21 protein-coding genes and 1 tRNA gene are annotated in these 24,901 nt (G+C 74.2%); 12 read left to right on the plus strand and 10 right to left on the minus strand.

The features are described from left to right. Positions 1-136 precede the first annotated feature (136 nt). A complete protein-coding gene (locus ACZ7GJ_RS08205) occupies positions 137-553 on the minus strand; it encodes a GNAT family N-acetyltransferase (protein WP_470750349.1) in 417 nt (138 codons plus the stop codon). 43 nt (positions 554-596) lie between these two features. Further along, a complete protein-coding gene (locus ACZ7GJ_RS08210) occupies positions 597-1,301 on the minus strand; it encodes a 4'-phosphopantetheinyl transferase family protein (protein WP_470750350.1) in 705 nt (234 codons plus the stop codon). A gap of 119 nt (positions 1,302-1,420) precedes the next feature. Between ACZ7GJ_RS08210 and ACZ7GJ_RS08215 the strand changes: the two genes are divergently transcribed. Then, on the plus strand, positions 1,421-2,209 hold the full coding sequence (locus ACZ7GJ_RS08215; RefSeq protein ID WP_470750351.1) for an alpha/beta fold hydrolase: 789 nt from the start codon (positions 1,421-1,423) through the stop codon (positions 2,207-2,209). A 3-nt stretch (positions 2,210-2,212) separates the two neighbouring features. On the opposite strand, the gene ACZ7GJ_RS08220 is transcribed toward ACZ7GJ_RS08215, so the two are convergent. Beyond that, positions 2,213-2,734 (minus strand): hypothetical protein, encoded by a 522-nt coding sequence (locus tag ACZ7GJ_RS08220; protein WP_470750352.1) that lies wholly within the window; start codon positions 2,732-2,734, stop codon positions 2,213-2,215. Between the two features lie 306 nt (positions 2,735-3,040). On the opposite strand from ACZ7GJ_RS08220, the gene ACZ7GJ_RS08225 reads away from it, so the two are divergent. Next, positions 3,041-3,514 (plus strand): phospholipase, encoded by a 474-nt coding sequence (locus tag ACZ7GJ_RS08225; RefSeq protein ID WP_470750353.1) that lies wholly within the window; start codon positions 3,041-3,043, stop codon positions 3,512-3,514. A 238-nt stretch (positions 3,515-3,752) separates the two neighbouring features. On the opposite strand, the gene ACZ7GJ_RS08230 is transcribed toward ACZ7GJ_RS08225, so the two are convergent. Next, positions 3,753-3,825: transfer RNA gene (locus ACZ7GJ_RS08230), tRNA-Arg, on the minus strand. A gap of 333 nt (positions 3,826-4,158) precedes the next feature. Between ACZ7GJ_RS08230 and ACZ7GJ_RS08235 the strand changes: the two genes are divergently transcribed. The 9 genes from ACZ7GJ_RS08235 (at position 4,159) to ACZ7GJ_RS08275 (ending at position 15,407) form a co-directional block, all read left to right on the plus strand. Then, entirely contained in the window at positions 4,159-5,769 is a 1,611-nt protein-coding gene (locus ACZ7GJ_RS08235) for a dynamin family protein (protein ID WP_470750354.1), read from the plus strand. Positions 5,770-5,773: 4 nt separating this feature from the next. Next, positions 5,774-7,615 carry a GTPase gene (locus ACZ7GJ_RS08240; RefSeq protein WP_470750355.1) on the plus strand — a complete coding sequence of 614 codons (1,842 nt, stop codon included), beginning with the start codon at positions 5,774-5,776 and terminating at the stop codon, positions 7,613-7,615. 135 nt (positions 7,616-7,750) lie between these two features. Then, on the plus strand, positions 7,751-8,158 hold the full coding sequence (locus tag ACZ7GJ_RS08245) for a single-stranded DNA-binding protein (protein ID WP_470750356.1): 408 nt from the start codon (positions 7,751-7,753) through the stop codon (positions 8,156-8,158). A gap of 233 nt (positions 8,159-8,391) precedes the next feature. Then, positions 8,392-9,579, plus strand: a complete 1,188-nt coding sequence (locus ACZ7GJ_RS08250) for a thioester domain-containing protein (protein ID WP_470750357.1) — start codon at positions 8,392-8,394, stop codon at positions 9,577-9,579. A 50-nt stretch (positions 9,580-9,629) separates the two neighbouring features. After that, positions 9,630-11,108: a phosphatase PAP2 family protein gene (locus ACZ7GJ_RS08255; protein WP_470750358.1), complete on the plus strand. Its 1,479-nt coding sequence runs from the start codon at positions 9,630-9,632 to the stop codon at positions 11,106-11,108. Positions 11,109-11,232: 124 nt separating this feature from the next. Further along, positions 11,233-12,321: an ALF repeat-containing protein gene (locus ACZ7GJ_RS08260; protein ID WP_470750359.1), complete on the plus strand. Its 1,089-nt coding sequence runs from the start codon at positions 11,233-11,235 to the stop codon at positions 12,319-12,321. Positions 12,322-12,536: 215 nt separating this feature from the next. Next, on the plus strand, positions 12,537-14,201 hold the full coding sequence (gene ettA, locus ACZ7GJ_RS08265; protein ID WP_470750360.1) for an energy-dependent translational throttle protein EttA: 1,665 nt from the start codon (positions 12,537-12,539) through the stop codon (positions 14,199-14,201). Positions 14,202-14,211: 10 nt separating this feature from the next. Then, positions 14,212-14,688 carry an acyl-CoA thioesterase gene (locus tag ACZ7GJ_RS08270; RefSeq protein ID WP_470750361.1) on the plus strand — a complete coding sequence of 159 codons (477 nt, stop codon included), beginning with the start codon at positions 14,212-14,214 and terminating at the stop codon, positions 14,686-14,688. Further along, positions 14,685-15,407 carry a DUF8010 domain-containing protein gene (locus ACZ7GJ_RS08275; protein WP_470750362.1) on the plus strand — a complete coding sequence of 241 codons (723 nt, stop codon included), beginning with the start codon at positions 14,685-14,687 and terminating at the stop codon, positions 15,405-15,407. The genes ACZ7GJ_RS08270 and ACZ7GJ_RS08275 overlap by 4 nt, the downstream gene beginning before the upstream one ends. A gap of 4 nt (positions 15,408-15,411) precedes the next feature. Here the strand turns inward: ACZ7GJ_RS08275 and ACZ7GJ_RS08280 are convergent, their stop codons facing one another. Then, a complete protein-coding gene (locus ACZ7GJ_RS08280) occupies positions 15,412-15,816 on the minus strand; it encodes a globin (RefSeq protein WP_470750363.1) in 405 nt (134 codons plus the stop codon). Between the two features lie 89 nt (positions 15,817-15,905). On the opposite strand from ACZ7GJ_RS08280, the gene ACZ7GJ_RS08285 reads away from it, so the two are divergent. Next, a complete protein-coding gene (locus ACZ7GJ_RS08285) occupies positions 15,906-16,910 on the plus strand; it encodes a methyltransferase domain-containing protein (RefSeq protein WP_470750364.1) in 1,005 nt (334 codons plus the stop codon). On the opposite strand, the gene ACZ7GJ_RS08290 is transcribed toward ACZ7GJ_RS08285, so the two are convergent. From ACZ7GJ_RS08290 to ACZ7GJ_RS08310, 5 genes are read right to left on the minus strand one after another with little or no spacing between them, the layout of a single operon-like run. Beyond that, the gene (locus tag ACZ7GJ_RS08290; protein ID WP_470750365.1) at positions 16,907-17,938 is read right to left on the minus strand and encodes an FHA domain-containing protein; all 1,032 of its coding nucleotides are present in this window, start codon (positions 17,936-17,938) and stop codon (positions 16,907-16,909) included. The two genes, ACZ7GJ_RS08285 and ACZ7GJ_RS08290, sit on opposite strands and share 4 nt — an antisense overlap. Positions 17,939-17,992: 54 nt before the next feature. Further along, entirely contained in the window at positions 17,993-19,318 is a 1,326-nt protein-coding gene (locus ACZ7GJ_RS08295) for a vWA domain-containing protein (protein ID WP_470750366.1), read from the minus strand. A gap of 34 nt (positions 19,319-19,352) precedes the next feature. After that, on the minus strand, positions 19,353-20,870 hold the full coding sequence (locus tag ACZ7GJ_RS08300) for a protein phosphatase 2C domain-containing protein (protein WP_470750367.1): 1,518 nt from the start codon (positions 20,868-20,870) through the stop codon (positions 19,353-19,355). 3 nt (positions 20,871-20,873) lie between these two features. After that, positions 20,874-23,612, minus strand: coding sequence for a serine/threonine-protein kinase (locus ACZ7GJ_RS08305; RefSeq protein ID WP_470750552.1), 2,739 nt, complete (start codon positions 23,610-23,612; stop codon positions 20,874-20,876). 5 nt (positions 23,613-23,617) lie between these two features. Continuing rightward, entirely contained in the window at positions 23,618-24,898 is a 1,281-nt protein-coding gene (locus tag ACZ7GJ_RS08310; protein ID WP_470750368.1) for a hypothetical protein, read from the minus strand. Positions 24,899-24,901 lie beyond the last annotated feature (3 nt).

Raw genomic sequence — 24,901 nt, forward strand, 5'->3', positions numbered from 1 at the left:
CCGCGTCGATTCCCTCCTCCGCCTTGCGAGCGCACGCACCAGGCCCCGCCGGCCCCGCCCTTCGGGCGGCCGACGCCACTTTGACGACACTCCCTGGGGGGTGTCCGACGGATGTCCGCGACGCCGCGGACATCCGTCAGGCACCCCCCAGTGGCCAGCCGCGCATGGAGAACACGCCTTCGTCGCGGGCGCCGGCCGAGGCGTAGGTGGCCAGGGCCGCCTCGTTGTCGGTGTCGACGCCCACCCACATGCCGTAGCAGCCGCGGGCGCGGGCCTCGGCGGCCAGGGCCTCGGTCAGGGCGCGGCCGATCCCGCGCCGCCGGTAGCCCTCGTCCACGGAGAGCTCGTACAGGCACATCTCGGTGCCCTTGTCCGGGTGGCTCATCTCGATGCCGGAGACCATGCCGGCGGGCACGCCGTCCACGTACGCGATGAGCATCAGGTGCCCGGGCGCGGCGAGGAACCGCTGTGCCAGGTCCTCGCTGACGGGCCCGTCGAAAAGGCCCTCGGCGGCCCGGAGTTCGTCGGGTGCGGCGGCTCGGCGGATGTCCATGGCGGCCACCATAGCGGCGTGGCGGACATCCGTCAGACACCCTCTAGTCCGGGGCGTGGAGGGCGAGGGCCGCCGCGTAGCCGGGCGGGGCAGGCAGGTCGGTCAGGGTCCAGCCGGGGACCGCGGCCGGGGTGTGCGCGGAGCTCACGTACGGCTCCGCCAGGCCGAGCGCCAGGCCCGTGCCGACGGCCTTGAGGCAGGCCTCCTTGCGGCACCACACCCGGGCCATCGCCGACGGCCGCTGCGGCTCCGGGAGCGCGGTCAGTTCGGCGCTCTCCGCGGGGTGCAGGGTGGTCAGTACGTCGGCCACCGCGGCCGCGCTCGGAACCGCCTCCACGTCGACCCCGACCGGGACCCCGGCGAAGGCGAGGTAGGCAACGTCGTCGCTGTGCGAGAGGGAGAAGTGCGGGGCGCCGCCGGCCACGGCGGGCCGGCCGTGCGGGCCGCCGCAGCACGGGCACGTCTCGCGGACCAGCGCCACCTGTGCCGGGTCCAGCCCGAGGTAGCCGCCGAGCAGCACCCGGAGCGCCACGTGCGAGGCCATGTAGCGGCTCCGGTCGGCCTCCCGCACCATCCGCCCGGCCCGGTCGCGCTCGGCCTCGTCCAGCATCGGGAGCGCCTCGGCGACCCGGTGGCCGCCGACCACCTCCGAGGTGGTGTCCAGAGCCCAGACCACCACGTCCGCGCCGACCGGAAGCCCGGCGGTCCGCGGTGCGTCGCTGCCGAGGCGGTTCACGTAGGTACCCACCCGACGAGGGTAGACGAGGGCAGACGAGCAGGTCGGCGGGCCCTTCCCCGGGCGCGACCTATGCTTCCATCCCGACATCTACTTGATCGATCTGCTCATCCGACTTGGGGGAGTCCAGAATGCGAAGTGCCGTCGTCACACCCGCGGGTGACCGGATCCGGTGGGTCGAACTGCCCGGGGCCGGACCGGCCCGGGTCTACCTGCACGGACTCGGTTCCACCTCGCCCGCCTACTTCGCGGCGAGCGCCGTGCACCCGCTCCTCGCCGGGCGCCGGTCCCTGCTGGTCGACCTGCTGGGGCACGGGCACAGCGACCGTCCCGAGGACTTCTCGTACACGCTGGAAGCGCACGCCGACGCGCTCGCCTCCGCACTCGAACAGGCCGGAGCCGACGGCGCCGAGCTGATCGCGCACAGCATGGGCGGCGCCGTGGCCGTCGTACTGGCCGACCGGCACCCCCACCTCGTCTCCCGCCTGGTGCTGGTCGACGCGAACCTGGATCCGATCCCGCCCACCCCCGGTACGGCCGGCAGCAGCGGGCTCGCCACCTACACCGAGGAGGAGTTCCTGGCCGGCGGCTGGGCCGAGGTGCGCGACCGGGTCGGCGCGCACTGGTGGTCCACGATGCGGCTCGCGGGCCGGGTGGCCCTGCACCGCACCGCCGTCCACCTCGCCGCGGGCACGAAGCCCACGATGCGCGAGCTGCTGCTGGAGCTGAAGATCCCGCGCAGCTACCTGTTCCCGGCCGAGGACGGCCACTTCCCCGGCACCGAGGCGCTTGAGGCCTCCGGGGTGATGGTGCTCGCAATCCCCGACTGCGGCCACAACATCATGCTCGACAACCCCGACGGCTTCGCCCGCGCCGCCGCGGCAGCCCTCGCGAGCACCCCGGACCTGCCCCAGGCCTAGCGCTTAGCGACTACCCGTCTGCCGGGTCGCCGGGGCGCCGTCCTGCGTCTTGGCGCCCGGCGACGGGGTCCCGTCGGTCCAGGCGTAGACCCGCTTGCCGCGCACCGCGACCTGGTACTGGTAGAAGTCCCGGCACTCGGACCGCTCCTCGGCCCGGGTGTCGCGCGGCCACCACTTGGCGTCCAGCCCCGGCTTCGCCATCTTCTTCGGCGTGCCCGCCGAGCACTGCGGGCCGTCCAGCGGCGTCTCGCCCAGCTTGAACCGGATCAGCCGGGCTTCGCCGGTGGTCCGCGCGTGTATGCGCACATCGGTGGCGTCCTTGGGTATCCAGGACGGCAGAACCCACGCCTGATCCCCGCGCGTCGGAGCATCGGACGCGTTCTTGAAGCGCTTGCCCTTCTCCTTGAACACCGCGCCGTCGACCACGTCGCTCACAGGGTTGGGCGGCAGGTTGGGCAGCGCGAAGGCGGCGGTGGCGAGAGCTCCCACGGTGGCGGCGGCGATGACGAGGGGACGGCGGTTCATACCCGCAAGTGTTCGCGCCCGCGGCCGTTTGCGCGTCCCTCCCGAGTACGAACCTGCTCTCGACCCCAAGAGTGACAGCGACTCATACCTGAGTCCCGGCTCAGTCCGGGTCCGGCCGAGGCGGCATCGAGGCCCAGGCGCGCGCGGCGCTTATAGGCGCCGTGGGGATCGGCGATATGGCGGGCTCCGAGGGTGTGACCAGACGCCGCACCGGGAGTTGGCCGGGCGGCGGGCAATACCGCCCCGCGTAGTACTCCCGTACCGCCCCCCGTCGTACCGCCCCCCGCCCCGTCCTGGAGGAATGTCATGCGCCGTCGTCTCGCCCCCGTTCTCGCGTCCGCCGCCGCGGCCGGTGTGCTCGTCTTCGCGACCCCCGCGTCGGCGGCCCCCGCGGACAAGCCGCAGGTGCTGAGCAACTGGACCCAGACGAGCGCCGCCAGCTACAACTCCTGGGTCGCGGCCCGCGGCAACCAGGGCGCCTGGTCGGCGTACGGCTTCGACTGGTCGACCGACTACTGCACGACCTCCCCGGACAACCCGTTCGGCTTCCCCTTCCAGACGGCCTGCGCCCGCCACGACTTCGGCTACCGCAACTACAAGGCGGCAGGAGAGTTTTCGGCCACCAAGACCCGGCTGGACGACATGTTCTACTCAGACCTCAAGCGCGTCTGCTCGCAGTACTCGAGCGTGAAGAAGGCCTCCTGCGACAGCACGGCCTGGACCTACTACCAGGCCGTCAAGGCCTTCGGCGTCTCCCCCCAGGACGCCCCGACCGCGTGATCCACGCGCGTCACCCCGCTCCCGTCCCGCCCGACGCCCCCTGTCGGGCGGGACGGTCGTATGAGCCGCGTCCCCGCCCCGCCGCTTCGGCCGACCGGGTGAGTGCGGGCGAGTGGCACAGGGGCCGTCCGCGCCGCGCGGCCGACCGCTTACCCTGGCGCTACAACCCGCTCGGTAAGGTGCCCTGACCTGCACTGAAGCCCTCCGCGAAGGGAGGGCTCGGGGTGGTGGAGAAGAGTGCCCCCGGCAGGACTCGAACCTGCGGCCAAGTGCTTAGAAGGCACCTGCTCTATCCACTGAGCTACGGGGGCCGGAAGGTGGCCGTGGTGGCCTGGAGCCCCTTTGGTGGGGGTGGGACTGTGGTCCGTGCCGGGTCAAGGATAGGGCTCCGGTTGCCTTGTCCCGGTTGCTTCACCCGCGTGCCACGATGTGGAGGTTCGGTGAAGCGGTCCCGATAATCGCAGGCAGGTGCGATTCTCGCATCGCTTTTGCGCCGCGGCGCCCTGGGTGTTGTGCACTCGTTATGCCTGCGCCCCACTCGTCCGCCGTGCCCAGAATGTCCCACTGGAGTCGCGGTCGGCGCGCAGAGGACGTATAAGCTTCAAAAATGGTCCTAAATTGGGCATTCTTCGCATGTGGTGACCTTGGATGTTCGGCCTCAGCTGCTCGATGCCCTGTCCGCCCTGCGCGACCGGGTCGCGTCCGTGCGTCTGCCGCTGCCCCTGCCCGGCGCCCCCCGCGCCCGCCAGACCAGAGCCGAGCTGCTCGCGCAGCTCGACGACTACCTCGTACCCCGGCTGAAGGCGCCCGAGGCGCCGCTGCTCGCCGTTGTCGGCGGGTCCACCGGGGCCGGTAAGTCCACCCTCGTCAACTCCCTCGTCGGGCGGCAGGTCAGCGAAGCCGGGGTGCTGCGTCCGACCACGCGCACGCCGGTGCTCGTCTGCCATCCGGATGACCACCACTGGTTCGCCGGCATGAGGGTGCTCCCCGACCTGATGCGGGTCTGGGCCCCGCCGGGGGAGGAGGAGTGCGTTCCGGCCCCGAAGACGACCGCCCCCCGCGGCCCCCTGAACCACTCCACCCGCGAGCTGCGGATCGAGACCGTCTCCTCCCTGCCCCGCGGGCTCGCCATCCTCGACGCCCCCGACATCGACTCCCTCGTGGTCGAGAACCGGACACTCGCCGCCGAGCTCATCTGCGCCGCCGACGTCTGGGTCATGGTCACCACCGCCTCGCGGTACGCCGACGCCGTGCCCTGGCACTTGCTCCGCACCGCCAAGCAGTACAAGGCCACTCTGATCACCGTCCTCGACCGGGTTCCGCACCAGGTGCTCGCCGAGGTCTCACGGCAGTACGGGGCTCTGCTCACGCGGGCCGGGCTGGGCGAGGTGCCGCGGTTCACGGTTCCCGAGCTGCCCGAGTCGGCCGGCGGGGGCGGGCTGTTGCCGGCCAGCGCCGTCGCGCCGCTCGCCGCGTGGCTCGCCCACCACGTCCAGGACCCGGCCGCCCGGCAGTACGCCGTCGGGCGCACCGCGCTCGGGGCGCTGGACTCCCTCGCGCGGCGGATGCCCGAGCTCGCCTCGGCCGTCGCCGCCCAGCACGCTGCCGCCGTACGGCTGACTTCGGCCGTCGAGGACGCGTACAAGCGGGAGGGCAAGCGGGTGCGCAACCGCCTCGACCAGGGCGCCGTGCTCGCCGGCGACGCGCTGACCCGCTGGCGCGGCTACCCGCTCGACACCAGCGCGGACGAACTGCTCGACTCGCTGGCGGAGTCCCTGGCGGCGCTGCTCCAGTGCGCGGTCGCCGCCGCCGACGAGCGGATCGCCGAGGCCTGGCGGCGCGAGCCGGCCGCCGGGGCGGTGTCGCTGCCCGCGCCCGATCGCGAGGCGGCGGAACGTATCGGCATGGCCGTACGCCGCTGGCGGCGCGTGCTGGAGGAACTCGCCGAGGAGGAGGTCGCGCAGCTCGACAAGCAGCCCGCGCCCGACCCCGACGGTATCGCCGCCCTGCTGGTCGCCGCCCTGCTGGGCGGCAAGCGGGCCCGCCCGGCGGGGGAGAAGCTCGCCGAACGGATCGGCGCGCAGGCCGCCCTGCGGCTGCGCGACCGCGGCGGCGAGCTCGTCGGCGAGCACCTCGACCAGGTGCTGCGCGCCGAGCGCGACCGCCGGCTCGCCCCCCTGGAAGCGCTCGAAGTGACCCCGGAACCACAGTCCGAGCTGATCGCCGCGCTGTCGCTACTGCAGAAGGAGAGATGACGCCGTGACCGCCTTGACCGATCGCACCGACGACCGCTGGGACGACGGACTCATCGCACGCTCGCGCCCCCGGCCCACCGAAGACGACTGGCCCGGAACCGGCGACGACGAGGGCGACGACGCGCTCGTACGGGCGGTCTCCGGGGCGGGCGAAGACGGCGGCAAGGCCCCCGCTTCCCCGCTCAGCCCCGAGGGCCAGGCGCTGCGGGCGCGCCTGGACGCGCTGCGCCAGCTGGTCGGGCTGTCCCGGACCCGGATCCTCGACGGAAAGACCCTCGCCGAGGCCGGGCGGGTGCTGGACGAGGCGGCGGCGCGGCGCGGCCTGTCGGCGCAGCACACGGTCGTCGCCATCGCCGGAGCCACCGGAAGCGGCAAGTCCACCCTCTTCAATTCACTCGCCGGAGTGCAGATCTCCGAAACGGGGCTGCGCAGGCCCACGACCGCGGCGCCGATCGCGTGCAGCTGGTCGGACGGGGCCGCCGGCCTGCTCGACCGGCTGGAGATCCCCGGACGGCTGCGGCGCCGGCCCCGCGAGACCTCGGAGGCTGAGGCGCTGCGGGGGATGGTCCTGGTGGACCTGCCCGACCTGGACTCGGCCGTCGGCGCGCACCGGGACCACGTGGACCGGGTGCTGGCACTGGTCGACGCGGTGGTGTGGGTCGTGGACCCGGAGAAGTACGCCGACGCCGTGCTGCACGAGCGGTACCTGCGCCCCCTGGCCGGGCACGCGGAGGTGACCTTCGTCGTGCTGAACCAGGTGGACCGGCTGCCCGGCGAATCGGCGGACCTCGTACTGGACGACCTGCGCAGGCTGCTGGACGACGACGGGATCGCGCTCGGCGAGCACGGGGAGCCGGGGGCCACCGTGCTCGGACTGTCCGCCCTCACGGGTGAGGGCGTCGGGGAACTGCGCGAGATGCTCGGACAGTTCACCCAGGAGAAGGGCGCCGCGACCCGGCGGATCTGCGCCGATGTCGACCGGGCCGCCGCGCGCCTGCGGCCCCTCTACGTCGCCGACGGGCACCCGGGGCCGGAGATCGGGGAGGCCGCGCGCGCCGAGTTCGAGGACCGGCTCGCCGAGGCGGTCGGGGCGTATGCCGCCGGGCTCGCCGCCGAGCGGGCCTGGCGGCGCAATGCCGGAAAGGCGTGCGGGACCCCGTGGCTGCGGCTGTGGCGGTGGTACGAGAGCCGGCGCGCCCCGCGCACGCTGGCCGGGCTGGCCGCCCTGGCGGCGATCGGCGGCCGGGGCGCGGCCGTCGTGGAGGCGCCGGTGGAGGAGGAGGTGACGGCCCGCCAGCGCGTGGAGCAGGCCGTGCGGACGGTCGCCGACGAGGCGGCCACCGGCCTGCCCCAGCCCTGGGCCCAGGCGGTCCGCGAGACGGCGGTGCGCGGCGCCCACGGGCTTCCGGAGGCGCTGGACGAGATCGCGGTGACGCTCGGCGCGGCGGTCGCGGTGCCCAGCGCCAAGCCGCCGCGGCCCACGTGGTGGCCGGCGGCGGTGCTGGCGCAGGCGGCCATGACGCTGCTCCAGATCTACGGCGGGCTGTGGCTGGTCGGGCAGATCGTCGGGGTCCTGGAGCCCAGACTGCTGCCGCCGGTGCTGCTGATGGTCGCGGGCATCATCGGTGGGCCGCTGGTGGAGTGGGCCTGCTCGATCGCGGCCCGCGGTCCGGCGAGGCGCTACGGGCAGGACGCGGAGCGGCGGCTGAGGCAGGCGGCGGCAGGGTGCGGCCGGGCCCGGGTGCTGGAGCCGGTGGCGGCGGAGCTGCTGCGCTACCGCGAGGTGCGCGAGCAGTACGCGACGGTAGCCGCAGGGGGGATCAGGTTGTCCACAACCCGCCAGTAATCCACAGGCCCGAGCGGGATCCGGCGGCCTCGCCCAGCATGGTCGTACCTCGTGCGGATGGTCCGTTCGGGTACGGAACGCGGGCGTGGGGCGGGCTGATCGGAGCCGCGGCCCCGCCCGGGGAGGGCGGCCGGGATGAACGACACCCAGGTGACGCTGGTGGGTCACGTGGCAACGCAGATCGACTACAGGGAGACGCCGGCGGGACCGTCGGCGCGGTTCCGCTTCGCCGTGACACCGCGGTACTTCGACCGCCGCAAGGAGGTCTGGGCGGACGCGCCCACCAGCTTCTACACCGTGTGGGCGCGGCGCACCCTCGCCCTGAACCTCGCCGGTTCCGTGTCGGTCGGCGAACCGCTCGTGGTGCACGGGAGGCTGCGGGTGCGCGAGAACCCGCCCGACGAGGAGGGCAACCGATGGTTCTCGGCGGACATCGAGGCGACCGCCATCGGGCACGACCTCAACCGCGGGACGGCCGCCTTCCGGCGGATCGTCAAGGCGGACGCCCCTCTGATGGCCACTCAGAACGCGGCGGTGGTCTGAGTGTTCGAGGCGGATAGGATTCCCCGGTACTCACGGGCACCTGGGCCTTCGGCCCGAAGGGGAAGACTGTGTCGATTGCCGTTCCCGCATTCTCCGCTCCCGATTCCGCTCCTGGTCCGGCTCCGACTGCGGCTCCAGCCCCAGCTCCGGCTCTGGCTCCGGCTCATGGTCCAACTCCGGCCCCGGCTCAGGCTGCTGGGCCGGCTCGCGCGGCAGCTGCCGTACGGGCGGGCGTGCGGCGGCCGTTGGCGGTGGCGCTGCTCGCCGCGGCGCTCGCCGCCGCCCCGGGCGCCCAGGCGGCTGCCGACAGCGACCCGACGGCGCCCAGGGCGCCGGAGGGCGCGAGCGCCGTGCTGGACGGGCTGAAGACGTTCGGGCAGGCGGTCCTGCGCGGTGGCGACGGATCCGTGCGCCAGATCCCGGCCGGGCTGTACGAGATGCGCGTCGACGGCGGCGGGATGCTCCAGACGTACGGGGTCGGACTCGCGGGCAACGCGCAGCCCCAGGCCCGGTTCAACGAGAGCGGCTGGAGCGGAAGCCCGCTCGCGGGGAACGGGGAGGCGGGCCGGATCCGCTGGGTCCTGGAGCACTCCTATCCGCAGCTGAACGACCTGGCCGGGCTCGCCGAGGCGGCCGGTGCCGGGGCGCTCACCGCGGAGAGCGCGGCGGCCGGGACGCAGGTGGCGATCTGGCGGCTGGCGGACGGCGTGCAGGTCGAGGCCGCCGACCCGGCGGCCGAGAAGCTGGCCGACTACCTCCAGCGGGAGGCGGGCCGGATGCCGGAGCCGCCGGCTTCGCTGGGGCTGGACCCCGGGGACGTGTCGGGGCCGGTGGGCAGCCGGCTCGGGCCGGTCACCGTGCGGACGGGGGCGCAGAGCGTGAGCGTGACCCCCGACGCCGCGGCGGTGGCGATGGGGGTGCGGGTGGTGGACGCCGAGGGGCGGCCGGTCGACACCGCCGTCAACGGCAGCCGGCTGTACTTCGAGGTGCCCGCGGGCACCCCGGACGGCATGGCCTCGGTCACGGTCCACGGCGCGACCAGGGTGCCGGTCGGCCGGGTCTTCACCAGCGGGGTGCCGGCCCAGACCCAGATCGTGGCGGGCTCCAGCGCATCCGCCACGGCGGCGACGGCGACGGCGATGTGGCCCCGGTCCGCCGAGACACCGGTCGCCGCTCCGGCGGGCACGGCATCGGGCAGCGGCTCCGGCGCGGGCTCCAACACGAACGCCGGGACGGCGCTGACCACGCTGGGCTCGCTGTCCGCGCAGGGCTCGCCCGACAGCTCGGAGGAGCGCCTGGCCACCAGCGGCAGCTCGGCGGCCACGCCGTTCATCGCCTCCCTGGCGGTGGGTCTGGTGGTCCTGGGCGGTCTGGTGGTGCTCCTGCTGCGCAAGCGTCCGCTGGAGGAGGAGTCGGAGTAGTAGACCGGCTGCCCTGATTCCGGATCCGGGAGCGCGGGTAGGGACTGGAGATGGCTGGACAGGAGCTGACCTGGCGGGGCGCGGTCGCGCGGTGGGACCGGCAGTTGTTCGACGTGGTGGCCCGGCGGCACTGGCCCGGGGCGGACCGGGTGCTGCCCCGGCTCGGGCGGGCCGCGAACCACGGGGTGCTGTGGGGCGCGGCCGCGGCGGGCATCGCCGTCCTCGGCTCGGCCGGGGCGCGCAAGGCCGCCCTGCGCGGGGCGGCCTCGCTGGCACTGGCCTCCGCGACCATCAACACCGTCGGCAAGTGGTCCGTACGCCGGCCGCGGCCGCTGCTGGACGGCGTGCCCGTGGTGCGCCAGCCGGCGACGCCGCCCTGGACCACCTCCTTCCCGTCGGGGCACTCGGCGTCGGCGTTCGCCTTCACCACCGGGCTCGCGCTGGAGGCCCCGGCCTGGGGCGCCGCGGTGGCCCCGGCAGCCGCCGCTGTGGCCTTCTCCCGGGTCTACACCGGCGTGCACTACCCCTCCGACGTGCTCGCGGGCGCGGCGCTGGGGGTGGCCGCTGGGTTCGTCGTACGCCGCCTCGCGCGGGACGCCGTGGAGGCGCGGGTCGTCCCGGGCGACGAGCGGACGGCGGCCGGGGCTCCCGCGCTGCCCGACGGGCGCGGGCTCACGGTGGTGGTGAACACCGGGTCGGGGACCGCCGCGGCCGCGGGGCTCGACGTACTGCGGGAGCGGCTCCCCAAGGCCGAGGTGTTCGAGTGCGCGGGCCCGGAGCTGGTCGCCGGGCTGGCGGCGGCGGCCGCCCGCTCCACCGTGCTCGGGGTCTGCGGGGGCGACGGCACGGTCAACGCCGCCGCGACCGCCGCACTGCGGGCCGGGGTCCCGCTCGCGGTGTTCCCGGGCGGCACGCTCAACCACTTCGCGCTGGACCTCGGCCTCGCCGGAGCGGAGGACACCTGCCGCGCCGTGGCGGCCGGCCACGCCGTGCACGTCGGGGTGGGCCGCTTCACCCCGGGTCCGGAGGGCGGCCGCCCGGCGTACTTCCTGAACAACTTCAGCATCGGGGCGTACCCGGAGCTGCTGGGCCACCGGCTGCGGTGGGGACCCCGGATCGGCGGCGGGCCCGCCGCGCTGCTGGCGGCCTGGCGGGTGGTGCGGGCCCAGCGCCCCGTACAGCTGCGGCTGGCCGGGCGGCCCCGGAGCGTATGGCTCCTCTTCGCCGGCAACGGCACCTACCGGGGCACCGGACCCGCGCCTCGCTGGCGCGAGAGCCTGGGCGAGGGCCTGCTCGACGTCCGCCTGGTCCACGGCGGCGGCCGCCCCGGCCCCCGGCTGCTCGCCGCCGCCCTGGCGGGCCCGCTGACCCGTTCCCCCGTCCATGTGGCCACGCGCCTGCGCAGCCTGCGCGTCGGAGACATCCCGGCCGGCACCGCGCTCGCGTACGACGGCGAATACGCGAAGGCCCCCGCCGCGCTGGTCCTCGACGAGCTCCCGGACGCGCTGACGGTCTACCGCCCCCGCTGACCTGGGGATCGGACCCGGGGGTTCCACATCAATGGGGTGGAGTGGGGGTGATCGGAACGCCTACAGTGATCCGAAATTAGGATCATCTGACGCGTGAAGACGCGCAAACACTGAGGTGCTGTCTGTGAAGCTGTCCCGGATCGCCGCGGTGGTCACCGCCGCCGCCATTGCTCCGGCCGTACTGCTCGCCTCTCCGGCCTTCGCCGAAGAGACCGCCCCGGGGTCGGCCACCCCGCCGGCGCCGACCGTTCCCGACCAGGCCCCGGCCGAGAAGTCCGCAGAGAAGCCCGCTGAGCAGCCGGCCGAGAAGGCCGGCGACGCGAGCCAGGCCGACAAGCAGGCGGACGAGGACCGGATCGCGGTCCTGCGGCTCATGCACGCCGCGAAGCCGGGATCCATGGTCCGCGAGAAGGGCAGCAAGGCCCTCGACGAGGGGCCGGAAGCCGTCCGCAAGTTCCTGGAGACCGGCCAGCACGCGGCCCGCGCCGACGACGACCGCGTGGAGATCGCCCGCATGCTGGAGCTCCCGAACGTGGGCTCGCAGGTGCGCGAGAAGGCCGAGAGGGCCATGCGCGGTACCCACGCCGAGCTGCGCGCATTCGTGGAGACCGGCCAGCACGCGGCCCGCGCCTCCGACGACCGCGTCTGGCTGGCCAGGATCGCCGAGGGGGAGAAGGGCTGGGACACCGGCGAGGCCGCGGACAAGCTCCTGACCCGCGGTGCGAGCTACGCCGAGATGCGTCACTTCCTTGAGGTGACCCAGTACCAGCTGCGCGCCGAGGACAACCGCGTCCGCGTGGCCCGGGTCGCCGGCGCCGGTGGCCCCGAGGTGCAGAAGGCGGCGCGGGCCGCCATGCTTTCCGACGACCCCAAGGCCATCGAGGCCTTCCTCAAGACCGGCCAGCACGAGGCCCGCGCGAAGGACAAGGCCGCCGAGGAAGCCGCCAAGGCCGCCCAGCAGGCCCAGGCCGGCAGTGGCACGGGTACCGGCACCGGGTCCGCCGTGCAGCCCGCCGTCGTCACCACCGGGTCCGGAGCCACCGCCACCACCGGTAACGGCAACGTCACCGCCAACGGCGCCGGCCACACGCTGGCCGCCACCGGCGCTGGCTCCGACACGGCCCTCGCCGCGGGCGGCGCGGGCGCCGCGCTCGTCGCCGGCGCCGGCCTGATGCTCGCCGCGCGCATGCGCCGCGCGGGCACCGGCGCCTAGTCGGAACGTACCGAGGGGGCGCCGCCCGAAGGCGGCGCCCCCTCGGCGTCCGTACCGGCCGCCCGGGCCCGCCGATCCCTGTCCAGGCCCGGAATCCGGCCCCCGTGCACCGCCCCGGCGCAGGGCCCGGGGGCCATACGGGTTTCCCCCGAGGTATGGACGACTGGCAAGATGGGGTGTATCTGCCCACCCATCGATCTGCCGGACGGTTTCTCTTGGCTGAGTACATCTACACCATGCGCAAGACGCGCAAGGCGCACGGCGACAAGGTGATCCTTGATGACGTCTCCTTGAACTTCCTGCCCGGTGCGAAGATCGGTGTGGTCGGCCCGAACGGTGCCGGTAAGTCCACCGTTCTGAAGATCATGGCGGGCCTGGAGCAGCCGTCCAACGGCGACGCCTTCCTGTCGCCCGGCTTCACCGTCGGCATCCTCATGCAGGAGCCCAAGCTCGACGAGTCGAAGACCGTCCTGGAGAACGTCCAGGACGGCGCCGCCGAGATCATGGGCAAGCTCAAGCGCTTCAACGAGGTCGCCGAGGAGATGGCGACCGACTACACCGACGCGCTCATGGACGAGATGGGCAAGCTCCAGGAAGTCCTGGACCACGCCAACGCCTGGGACCTCGACGCCCAGCTGGAGCAGGCCATGGACGCCCTGGGCTGCCCGCCCGGCGACTGGCCCGTCGTCAACCTCTCCGGTGGCGAGAAGCGCCGCGTCGCGCTCTGCAAGCTGCTGATCGAGGCCCCGGACCTGCTCCTCCTCGACGAGCCCACCAACCACCTCGACGCCGAGTCGGTGAACTGGCTGGAGCAGCACCTCTCGCAGTACAAGGGCGCCGTCGTGGCCGTCACCCACGACCGCTACTTCCTGAACAACGTCGCCGAGTGGATCCTCGAACTCGACCGCGGCCGCGCGCACCCCTACGAGGGCAACTACTCCACCTACCTGGAGAAGAAGGCCACCCGCCTCAAGGTCGAGGGCCGCAAGGACGAGAAGCGCCAGAAGCGCCTCAAGGAAGAGCTGGAGTGGGTCCGCTCCAACGCCAAGGGCCGCCAGACCAAGTCCAAGGCCCGTCTCGCCCGCTACGAGGAGATGGCGGCCGAGGCGGACAAGATGCGCAAGCTGGACTTCGAGGAGATCCAGATCCCGCCGGGCCCGCGTCTGGGCTCGATCGTGGTCGAGGTCAACAACCTCTCCAAGGCGTTCGGTGACAAGGTCCTCGTCGACGACCTGTCCTTCACGCTGCCGCGCAACGGCATCGTGGGCATCATCGGCCCGAACGGCGCCGGCAAGACCACGCTCTTCAAGATGATCCAGGGCCTGGAGGCGCCGGACTCCGGCTCCGTCAAGATCGGCGAGACCGTCAAGATCTCGTACGTCGACCAGAGCCGCGCCAACATCGACCCCAAGAAGACCCTCTGGGCGGTCGTCTCGGACGAGCTGGACTACATCAACGTCGGCCAGGTCGAGATGCCGTCCCGCGCGTACGTCAGCGCCTTCGGCTTCAAGGGCCCGGACCAGCAGAAGCCGGCCGGCGTCCTGTCCGGCGGTGAGCGCAACCGCCTCAACCTGGCGCTGACGCTCAAGGAGGGCGGCAACCTGCTGCTCCTCGACGAGCCCACCAACGACCTCGACGTCGAGACCCTGTCCTCGCTGGAGAACGCGCTCCTGGAGTTCCCCGGTGCGGCCGTGGTCATCTCCCACGACCGCTGGTTCCTGGACCGCGTCGCCACGCACATCCTGGCGTACGAGGGCGAGTCCAAGTGGTACTGGTTCGAGGGCAACTTCGAGTCGTACGAGAAGAACAAGGTCGAGCGCCTCGGTGCGGACGCCACCCGCCCGCACCGTGCCACCTACAAGAAGCTCACCCGAGGCTGAGGCAACGGTCATGGCCAGACATCACTACCGGTGCCCCCTGCGCTGGGCGGACATGGATGCCTTCGGGCACGTCAACAACGTCGTCTTCCTCCGCTATCTGGAGGAGGCGCGGATCGACTTCATGTTCCGCCTCGCGCCGGGGGAGGGCAGTGAGTCCTTCACGGGCGGCTCCGTCGTGGCCCGCCACGAGATCGACTACAAGCTGCCCCTCGTGCACCGCCACGAGCCGGTCCTCATCGAGTCCTGGGTGACCCGGATAGGCGCCGCGTCCCTGACCATCCGCTACGAGGTCAAGGACGAGGCGACCCAGGACGCGCCGGAGACTGTGTACGTGCGCGCCGAGACCGTGGTCGTGCCGTACAACCTCGCCGAGGGGCGGCCCCGCCGCATCACGGCCGAGGAGAAGCTCTTCCTCGAGGAGTACCTCGACGAGGCCGCGGACGCCTCCAAGGGCCGCAAGAGCGCGCAAGGGCGCCTCGCGGCATGAGCGGGCACCCCGAACAGCTGCGGTTCGCCGACTCCGGGGAGGCGGCGGACCTCGCCGCCTTCCTGGGCCGGCTGCTGCACTACGACCGCGCCGCCGCGGTCCGCCTCCAGGCGGGCGGCGGCGCGCTCGCCGTCTTCGGGCGGCCGCCGTCCTTCGAGGTGCTGGCCGTCCGCACGGTACGGCTGGCCGGGCCCGTGGCGGCGCCGCTGGACCTGACCGTGTCCGCCGGTGAGCTGCTGGAGTCCGTCGAGGAGGCCTCGGCGCTCGCCGTCGTCCCCGCACCCGTCACCGGCCCCGCCTGGGCCGGGGTGCTCCCGCCCCGCGGAGGCTGGCAGCAGGTTCCCGGACTGCCCGGCCCCGGGGCGATCGGCGAGGCCGTGGCCGCCGCCGTGGCCGAGTTCCGGGCCCGCGACGAGGCCCTGCCCCCGCAGCACCGCACGCGGTCCGAGCGCGACCGCATCGGCCGCGAGATCTGGTCCCGCACCCTCGGCGACACGGAACTCCCGCTGCGGGCCGTGCACGCCGCGCAGTCCCTGGGCTTCCTGCGGCCGATACGGTCCACCGTGCCCGCCGCACCCGTCCCGCCCGGTGCCCCCGACCCGGTGGCGCTGTTCGCCTCGGGGAGCTGGCTGCGCCTGCGCACCCCGTACGGCTCGATCGCCATGCGCCGCCCCGGCGGCGTCGGAGGGCTCGGCGCCCTCCAGGTCCGCCCCCTGTAGTCCGCTAGCCCGCGGTGTTGATCATCGACGCCGCCGCGTACGTCAGGTAGCGCCACAGCTGCGCCTCGTGCTCCGGTGCCAGGCCCAGCTCGTCCACCGCCACCCGCATGTGCTTCAGCCACGCGTCGTGCGCCGCGGAGTCCACCTGGAACGGCGCGTGCCGCATGCGCAGGCGCGGGTGGCCGCGGTTCTCGCTGTACGTGTTCGGGCCGCCCCAGTACTGCATCAGGAACAGTGCGAACCGGTCCTCGGCGGGCCCGAGATCCCCTTCCGGGTACATCGGACGCAGCAGCGGGTCCTCGGCGACCCCCTGGTAGAACCGGTGGACCAGACGGCGGAAGGTGTCCTCGCCGCCCACCTGCTCGTAGAAGGTCTGCTCCTGGACCGTGCCCCTCGGAATCTCATTCACCCGACCATCGTCTCAGACGCCCGGACGGAGGACCCGGGTCCTAGGACTCCGAGGTCGCACGGGAACGGCCCGCGCAGGACAGTGGAGTCATGGGCGCACACGCCGAGGTTCGCGACGTGCTGGAGACCGCGCACGCCGCGCAGGTGCGGGAGCTGACCGCAGCCGGGGCGCTGGACGATCCGGCCTGGCGGGCGGCCTTCACGGCCGTGCCCCGGCACGTCTTCGTCCCGTACTTCTTCACCGGCCGCGGCGCGGGCAACGAGCGGCTGTGGGCCGAGGACCCGGACCCGGAGCGGCGGGCCCGCTGGCTGCGCGGGGTGTACCGGGACGCCCCGCTCGCGACGCGGCTGCGCGACGGCGAGCTCGTCTCCTCCAGCAGCCAGCCCTCGCTGATGGCGAAGATGCTGGAGGCCCTGGAGGTGCGCGACGGGGACAACGTGCTGGAGATCGGCGCGGGCACCGGTTACAACGCCGCCCTGCTGTGCCACCGGCTCGGCGAGGACCTGGTCACCACCGTGGACCTGGACGAGGAGATCACCGAGTCCGCGCGCGCCCACCTGGCCCAGCTCGGATACCGGCCGACCGTCGTCACCGGTGACGGGGCGCGCGGCTGCCCCTCCCGCGCCCCCTTCGACCGGATCCTGGTGACCTGCACGCTGCCGCTGATCCCGTACGCCTGGCTGGGGCAGTGCCGGCCGGGGGCGCGGATCCTGGCCCCGCTGTCGACCGGGCTGATCGCGCTGACGGTCCGGGACGCCGAGCTGGCGGAGGGCCGCTTCCTGCACACCTCGGCGTACTTCGTGCCGCTGCGCGGGGCCACGGCGGCGCCGCCCGGGGCGTTCGGCCTGCCGCAGGGGCTCCCGTACGAGATGGTGGAGAACGAACGCTTCCAGTTCATGCTGCTGCTGACCGCGGGCGCGCTGCACCCGAGGGAGGCGCTGGACCTGTGGCGGCGCGAGGACCGGCCGTCGCGGGAGCGCTTCGGGGTGACGGTCAGCGCCGAGGGGCAGTGGTCGTGGCTCGACGATCCCCAGGGGCCGTACGTGTGGCCCCTGGGGGAGGAGGGCGGACCGGGCCCGGAGCTCCAGCTCTAGCCCCGGCGGACGGTGATCGTGGTCCAGGCGCCGACGTGCACCCGGTCGCCGTCGGTGAGGGGGACCGGCACGTAGGGCTGGATCGGGTCCTCGCCGCCGTTGATGGTGGTGCCGTTGGTGGAGTTCTGGTCCACCACGGCCCAGCCGCCGTCGGGCTGCTGGACGAGCACCGCGTGCTGGTGCGAGACGCCCGGGTCCTCCGGGGGCACCGACAGGTCGATGTCCGGGGACTCGCCCGTGGAGGCGCGGCGGCGGCCGATGGTGATCTGGCCGCCGGAGAGCGGGAGGTGCTGTTCCGGGGAGTACGCGGGCAGGTTGAGGCCGGCCGCCTCCGGTCCGCTGCGCTGCATCATCGCCATGAAGTACGAGCGGTCGGGGCCGATCGTCGCGGTCCAGGCGGCGGGCTGCTGCTGGGACGGGAACGGCTGGTACTGCTGCTGGTACTCCTGCTGCTGCGGGGGCGGCGGGGGCTGCTGCTGGTACTGGGGCTGCTGGTACTCCCGCTGCGGCGGCTGCTGCTGGGCGGGCTGACCGGGCTGGCCGGGGTGCGCGGGCTGCTCGTGCGCCGGAGGCGGCAGCAGCCAGTCGTCCTCGCGCTGCAGCGGCTCGGCCGGGCGGTTGACCCGGGAGGGCCGCGAGCCCTGGTACTCGAAGTGGTCCTGCGAGTACGCCGGCGGGGTCGGCGGCGCGACCGGCGGCGCGGGCGGTGCCGGCGGCGGCGGGACCGGCGCTCCGGCGGCCCCCTGGCCGCGGCCCTGGCCATGGCCGGTGTCCGGCGCGATCGGCGTGTACGAAGTCGCCGTACGGGTCAGGAAGTTGTACCGGCATTCCTCGCAGAACGGGGCCATCGCCTCGCGCGGGGTCCGGCACTGCGGGCAGAGCTCGGCCTGGGCGGTGGGCTCACCGGCGGTGGGAGGGTAGCCGTAGGAGGGTGCCGGGGGGGGGGCCGCGGGGGCAGCCATGCGGTGGCCGCAGACCTCGCACCAGTCGTCGGAGGCGGACTGGTGCCCGTTCGGGCAGGTCGGCATGGCGGCTCTTCCCCCTTCTCCCTGCGTCATCGCGTCAGGTCTTCTTCTCTGTGGTCAGTTCTTCTTCACTCGGACGGTCTGGGTCGAACGCGTTTCAAGAGTCATCTCGTCGGCATCGGCGACCTTCGCCTTCAGCCGCACAGTACCCGCCGCCGCGTCGACGACATCCACCACCTTCGCCAGCAGTTTGGCAGTGTCAGCGTTCCCCGAGGCGCTCGCCAGCTGAACGGCCCGACCGAGTTTCGCCGTCGCGCCGCCGACATCGCCCAGTTTGCGTGCTTCCAGCCCCTGCTGGATGGCTTGCGCGAGTTCTGCCTGGCCCGTGTAGTGGGCGACCTGGGGGTTGATGGCGGTGGACGCGGCCAGATCGTTCGTCCACACCGCGCGGACCAGCCCTTGAGCGAGGGTGGCGGGCGGTGCGCCCGCTGCTCCCGGCATGATCAAGGTGGCGCGGGCCGCCAGCATCTCCTGCCCCACGGCCGCGGCGGGGACCCGTACGCACACGTGGTACTCCCGGGACTCGTCGCCCCACGACCCGGTCGGGTAATCCCCGGCGCGCGGGCCCGCCTCGGTGCGGCGGGCCGTCAGGTCCTGCATGGCGGGTGCGACCTGCTTGACGTACTGGATCTCCACGCCGACCGGGGTCCACAGGCGCAGCGCGACGTCCGCGACCTCCTTGCCCATGACGTTCTCCATCATGAGCGTGAAGTCCTCGGCGAGGTGGGCCGGGTCGGCCACGATGTCGGCGGTGCCGAGCAGCCCGCTCGCGATGCCGGTGACCTCCTTGACCTCCCAGTCGGTGCCCACCCCGCGGGCGTCGCAGGTGAAGCGGCCCGCGCAGGCGTCCAGGGTGGCCCGGAGCACCGAGGCGTCCTCGTGTTCGTTGCGGCCGTCGGTGAGCAGGATGCCGTGGCGGATGGCGGCGGGGGAACGGCGCAGCAGGCCGTCGGCGAGGCGCAGCCAGGTGCCGATGGCGGTGCCGCCGCCGGAGGTGAGGCCGCGCAGGGCCTCCTTGGCCTGGGCGCGGGTGGCCGCGTCGGCGGTGGCGAGGCGGCCCTGGCCGGGGTAGACCTCCTTGGCCACGTGGGTGCCGGCGATCACGGCGAACGCGGTGCCGTCGCGCAGGGTGTCGATCGCGGCGGCGGTGGCCTCGCGGGCGCCGCGCATCTTCTCCGGCGGGTACTCCATCGAGCCGGAGCAGTCGACCATGATCACGACGGCGGCGCCGCCCCGGTCCGCGGCGGTGCGGGTGGCGGTGGCGCCGCCGGTCGAGGTGACCGTGACGATGGCGTGGACGTCGCGGCCGCCCTCGGGGAGGAACTCGTTCTGGTACACCTCGACGCTGAAGCGCGCCGCGCTCGGCTTGGCGAAGTTCGCCATCGGTTGGACTCCTCGGGAGCTGGGGACAGGCTGGTCAGACCTGGGGATGCGGTTCCGCTTCCGCTTCCGGATGTGCTCCGGCAGCCGGCTCCGGCAGGGCGGCGAACGGCACCACGGCCACGGTGACGTTGTCGTGTCCGCCGCCGTCGAGTGCGTGTCCCACCAGGACCTGTGCGCTGTGCAGGGGACGGACAGCGGCGTCGGCGGGCAGCACCTGGGCCATGTCGCGCGCGGATTCGGCGTAGTTCCACAGGCCGTCGGTGCAGACCACGACCACGCCGTCGTGGTCCGGCTTGAAGGTGGCGGTGTGCGGTTCGAGGTCGTAGGCGTCGGCGCCGAGCCAGCCGGTGATGGCGTGGGCGCGGACGTCGGCGTAGGCCTCGGCCTCGCCCATCAGGCCGGCCGCGACCATCTGGGCGGCCCAGGAGTCGTCCTCGGTGAGGCGGCGGGGGAGCGCGGCGCGGTCGTCCGGGACCCAGTACGCGCGGCTGTCGCCGACCCAGCCGATGGTCAGCAGGCCGCCGCTGACGACGGCGCCGACCAGGGTGCACGCGGGTGCGTTCTGGGCGCCCGGGACCTCGGGGGCCAGGGCGTTCACGGCCTCGGCCGCCGCCAAGATCGCCTCGTGCATGGCCTCCTGGGGGTGGGCGCCGCGGGGCAGGGCTTCGAGCAGCGACTCGTTGGCGGCGCCGGCCGCGGCGGCCGATGCCTCGTCGGGGCGGCTGGCGGAGGAGACCCCGTCGCAGACGATGGCCACGGTGGCGGCGGAGCCGTCGGGCAGGGCGGTGGCCGCCACGGCGAAGGCGTCCTCGTTGCGGTGGTGGCGCAGCCCGCGGTCGCTGACGGCGGCGACGCTGCCGAGCTCCTCTTCGAGGTGGTCCCGCTCCCTGGGCTGGGCGTGGCCGCAGTGCTCGCAGTAGCCGTCGGTGTCGACCCGGCCGGCGCGGCAGGCGACGCAGGTCTTGCCGGTGTCCTCCGCGGCCTCGGACGCGGTGGCTGCGTCGGGGGGTGTGATGTCGGCGCCGGGCAGGTCGTAGCGCGCGGGCGCGCCGTCGTCGCCGCTGCCGTACGCGGGCCCGTGCGCCGGGGGCGCCGGGGGCGGGGGCGTGGCGGGCGCCGGGTAGGGGGGCTCGCCCGCGGGGACCGGGCCCTGCGGGCCGGCGCCGCCGCTGTCGCCGCCCGGGCCGCTGCCGTACGAAGGCTCGTGGCCCGGGGCCATGGCCTGCGGGGCGCCCTCGCCGTACGGGTCCTCGCCCGCGGGGGTGTCCGCCCAGCCGCCCGGGCCCTCGACCAGCGTCGGGGCCGCCGTGCTCACGCTGCCCCAGCCGGGAGCGGCCGCGGTGGCGGCCGCGGCGCCGGCCGTGCTGCCGTACCCGTGCACCGTGGGGGCCGGGGTCGGGGTCGGTGGCGGCGGGGTGATGGGCAGGGTGGGGCGGGCGGCGCCGGACTGCGGCGAGGGCGGGACGGGTTGGCCGCAGACGCCGCAGAAACGGTCACCCTCTTCCAGGGGCTCCGCGCAGCTGGGGCAGCCCGACAGCCGATGGTTCGACATCAATCACACCCACGTCCGGGGACGGAAACGGTTTGCCCGCTCCACCAGTTCGATCCTCTCCTCGCCCTGCTGCGCCAGCCGTGCGAGCACGCGGTACGAGCGCTCCAAGCCGAAGCGCAGCCCCCGTTCGTCCAGTTGGCTGCCGAGCAGCGAGGTCCGGCCGGGGTCGGAACCCCGGCTACCCGACAGTACCCAGTCCAGGGCCGAGCCCAGAACTTCCGTCGACAGCCGGACGTGGCGCACCGAGTCCAGACCGAACCGCGCCAGCGCCTCCACCTGCGCGGCGGCCGCCGTCAGGTCGGGCAGCAGCTCCTCCTGCGGGGACCGGTCGCGCAGGCGTGCCCGTACGGCAGCCACCCGGGCGGCGGTGTGGTGGATCGAGGCCTCGGGCACGGATTCCAGCGTCTCCACGGCTCCGGCCCGGTCCCCGGCGGCCAGTTGGACCCGGGCCAGCCCGAACGCCGCGCTGACGAAGCCGGGGTCGGTGGCCCACACCAGGCGGTAGTAGTCGGCCGCGTTGTCCAACTGCCCCAGCACTTCGGCGCACAGCCCGAGCGCCAGCTTCGGGGCCGGCTCGCCCGGGAAGGCGTCATAGACGGCGTCGAAGGACAGGGCGGCCATCTCGTCCTCCCCGGCGGCCAGGGAGGCGACCCCGCGGGCCCACACGACCCGCCAGTCGTCCGGGTAGAGGTCCTCCAGCTCGCCCAGGGCGGCCGCGGCCACGGCCCGTTCGCCCAGCTCCAGCCGGGCCCGCAGCTCCCGCAGCCGCAGCTCGGGGGAGTCGGCCGGGGCCGTGCCCAGCGCGCCCAGCAGGTCGCCCGGTGCGGAGGCCAGCAGGCCCGCGAGGAAACCGGCGTTGGGATCGCCCGCGTCCACCAGCGGCACGGGCAGCGCCAGCGCCGCCTCCCGGGCGTCCAGCGTGTCCGGCGCCGTGTGACGCGGTACGGACAGGCCGGGGGCCGGGTCCGGGAACGCCGCGGCCGCGGGGGCCGGTGCGGCCGTGCGCGGCGCGGGGACGGCCGCGGCGGCCGCGGCGGCCGAGCCGGGCGCGCCGGCCCTGTGCGTAGCCGTCGTCCCGAGCGGGGCGGGCAGGGTCGAGGCCACCGCCGCCGGGCTCCCGGCGGGCGCCACCGGCGCCGCAGCCGGAGCAGCCGCCACCGGGGGCGCGGCCGCAGCCGTACCCCGGCGCCCGCCGGACCGGGAAGCGAACCGGGAACCCGCCCGGGAGCCGGGCCGGGCCCCCAGCCGGGACACCTCCGCGCCGGCCGGGTCGGCGAACAGCCTGTCGTCCGGGACCCGCAACTCGGGCCCGAACAGGGTGGAGACCTGCGGCCGGGGTCTGCCGGTCTGGAGCGCGACGACCTCCCGCAGCACGCCCGTCAGCTGGTCGGCCATCTCCTGCGCGGACGCGAAACGCCGGCCCGGGTCCGGATCGGTCGCCCGTACCAGCAGCCGGTAGAACGACTCGTACCGCCCGAAGACCTCGATGTGCTCGGGATCGGGCAGCGAGTCCGCGAAGACGTTCGTGTACCCCTGGAAGTCGAAGGTCAGGACGGCCAGCGTCCGCGCCACCGTGTACAGGTCCGAGGCGACCGAGGGGCCCAGCTCCGCGACCTCCGGCGCCTGGTAGCCGACGGTGCCGTAGATGGCCGACTCGTCGTCGTCCATCCGGCGCACCGCACCCATGTCGATCAGCTTCAGCTGGTCCTGCTGCTGGATCGCGTTGTCGACCTTGAAGTCGCAGTAGAGGAGGTTCCTGCTGTGCAGGTGGCCGAGCGCCTCCAGCGCCTCGATGCCGTACGCGCAGGCCTGCTCCACCGGCAGCGGATCGCGCCGCCCGTCCGGCCGGCGCCGGTCGTTGGCGATCTCCTTCAGCGATTTGCCGCCGACGTACTCCATGACGATGTACCCGTCCAGCGAGCCGGTCCGCTGGTCCAGGTGCTCCACGAAGTTGTAGATCCGCACGATGTTCGAGTGCTCGATCTCCGCGAGGAAGCGCCGCTCCGATATCGCCGCGGCCATCGCGTCCTGGTCACCGGTGTCCAGCAGGCCCTTGAGCACCACCCACCGGTTCGACACCGCACGGTCCACCGCCAGGTAGACCCAGCCGAGGCCGCCGTGCGCGAGGCAGCCCGCGACCTCGTACTGGCCGTGGACGACGTCACCCCCGCGCAGCTTGGGCACGAAGGAGTACGGGTGCCCGCACTTGGTGCAGAACCCTTCCGTCCGGCCGGGCCGCTCACCCCGGGCGCGGCCCACCGGGGCCCCGCAGTCCGAGCGCGAGCAGAACCGCTTGCGCTCCGGCACCTCCGGGTTCTCCAGTACGGCCGCCGAGGGGTCCGGGCGGGGCACTTCCGGCACGCTGACCAGCCCGGCCCCGAGCCGGCTGCGCCCCGAGGACGCGGCCGCCGAGCCGGAACTGCGCACCGACACCGACCGGTTGGACGCGGAGCCCGACAGCGCCCGCGAGAGCCGCCCCGACACCGACCGGCGCGAGGAGGAGGACCGGGAGGAGCGCGCGGACCGGGAGGAGTGCGACGAGGACGAGGAGGAGCGCCCGGAGCCCTGCGAATCGCCGGGGCGCGCCGCGCTGGTCATCGCGGTCGGCACGGACACCAGCTCCTCCGCACCCGCGGAGACGGCGCCGATCGGCGCCAGTCCACAGGTGTCGCAGTACACCTCGCCGGCGCCCATGTCCTCGTACGCACCCGGGCAGCCGGGGCGAACGCAGGCGGTTCCGATCAGGCTCATGCGTCCTCCTTCCCCGGCCCGTCGGGCCAGTGGTGTTCGGGCAACGGCTGCTGCTGCGGTGGCACCAGCGCCTCGGCCGCGGCCCACTGGTAGCGCAGGACGGCCTGCTCGGCGGCCCGCAGGTCGCAGGGCGCGCTCCACAGCATCCGCCGGGCCGTGTCGTACCGCTCGATCAGCAGCGGATCCTCCGCCAGCCCGTGCCGGGCCACCTTCGCCCTGTAGGCGTCCAGACGCCCGCGCAGCTCGGCCCGCACCGCCAGCGGCGCCGTCACCGCGGTCAACGATTCGCGGGCCCGTTGGAGTTCCTCCTCGGCCCGCTCCTCCAAGGACTCCAGCAGCGGCGAGAGCCGGTGCCACTGCGACTGGCGCCGGTACTCGGCGGCCGCGGCCAGCTGTTCCTGGAGCGCGGTCGGCGGGCCGCTCACCGCGGGCACCTCGGACGCGGCGATCTTCGCGAGCACCTCGCCGCGCGCCGTCCGCGCCTCCGCCAGGGTCCGGTCGGCCCGCGAGAGCACGTCCCGCAGGCTGATCAGCCGCTGCTCGGAGTCCTGCCGTACGTCCAGCACGGCCTCGACCTCGCGGCGTACGTCCTCCAGCGCGAGCGCGGCCCGGTCGTAGCGGACGGTGTCGGGACGGCCGCCCCCGGGCGCCGAACTCCCCGAGACCGCCACCCAGAACGCCAGCGGGTCGGAGATCACCTGCTCCCGCAGCCGCGCCAGCTCGGCGGTGATGGCCTCCAGGTCGTCCCCCGACGGGTGCTCGCCGGGGCGCACCCCCACCGAGTGGGCCAGCGAGCGGGTGCGGTGCAGCTCGGCGGCGAGCAGGTCGATGCGGGCGGGCAGCGCCGACCACACCGAGTCGGCGGCCACCACCACGTCGAGCGAGCCGGCGTACAGCTCGTTCATCCTGGCCACCAGCTCGGCGAGCGAGAACCGCTCGGCCAGCAGGGCGCCCTCCGTCCCGGCGCCGGCGATCGTCACGCCGGGCCCGCGCAGCCGGTCGGTCAGCTCGACCAGGTCCTCACGGCTGGGCCAGCGGCGCCGCTCGCGGATCTGCCGGGCGGCGGCCAGCGCCCCGCTGTAGGCGTCGAAGTACGTCCACAGCCGGGTGATGGCCGCGTCGGCGGCGGCCCACCGCTCCCGGGTGACCCCGGTGAGCCCGGCGCCCTCCAGCAGCCGGCGCCCGGCGTGGTCCTGGAGCGCGAGCAACGAGGTCTCGACGGCCTCGTGCTCCGCCCCCAGCCGGGCGAGCGCGCGGTCGACATCGTCCCGGTCCATCAC

The sequence above is a fragment of the Streptomyces sp. NPDC037242 genome, from assembly GCF_055604165.1.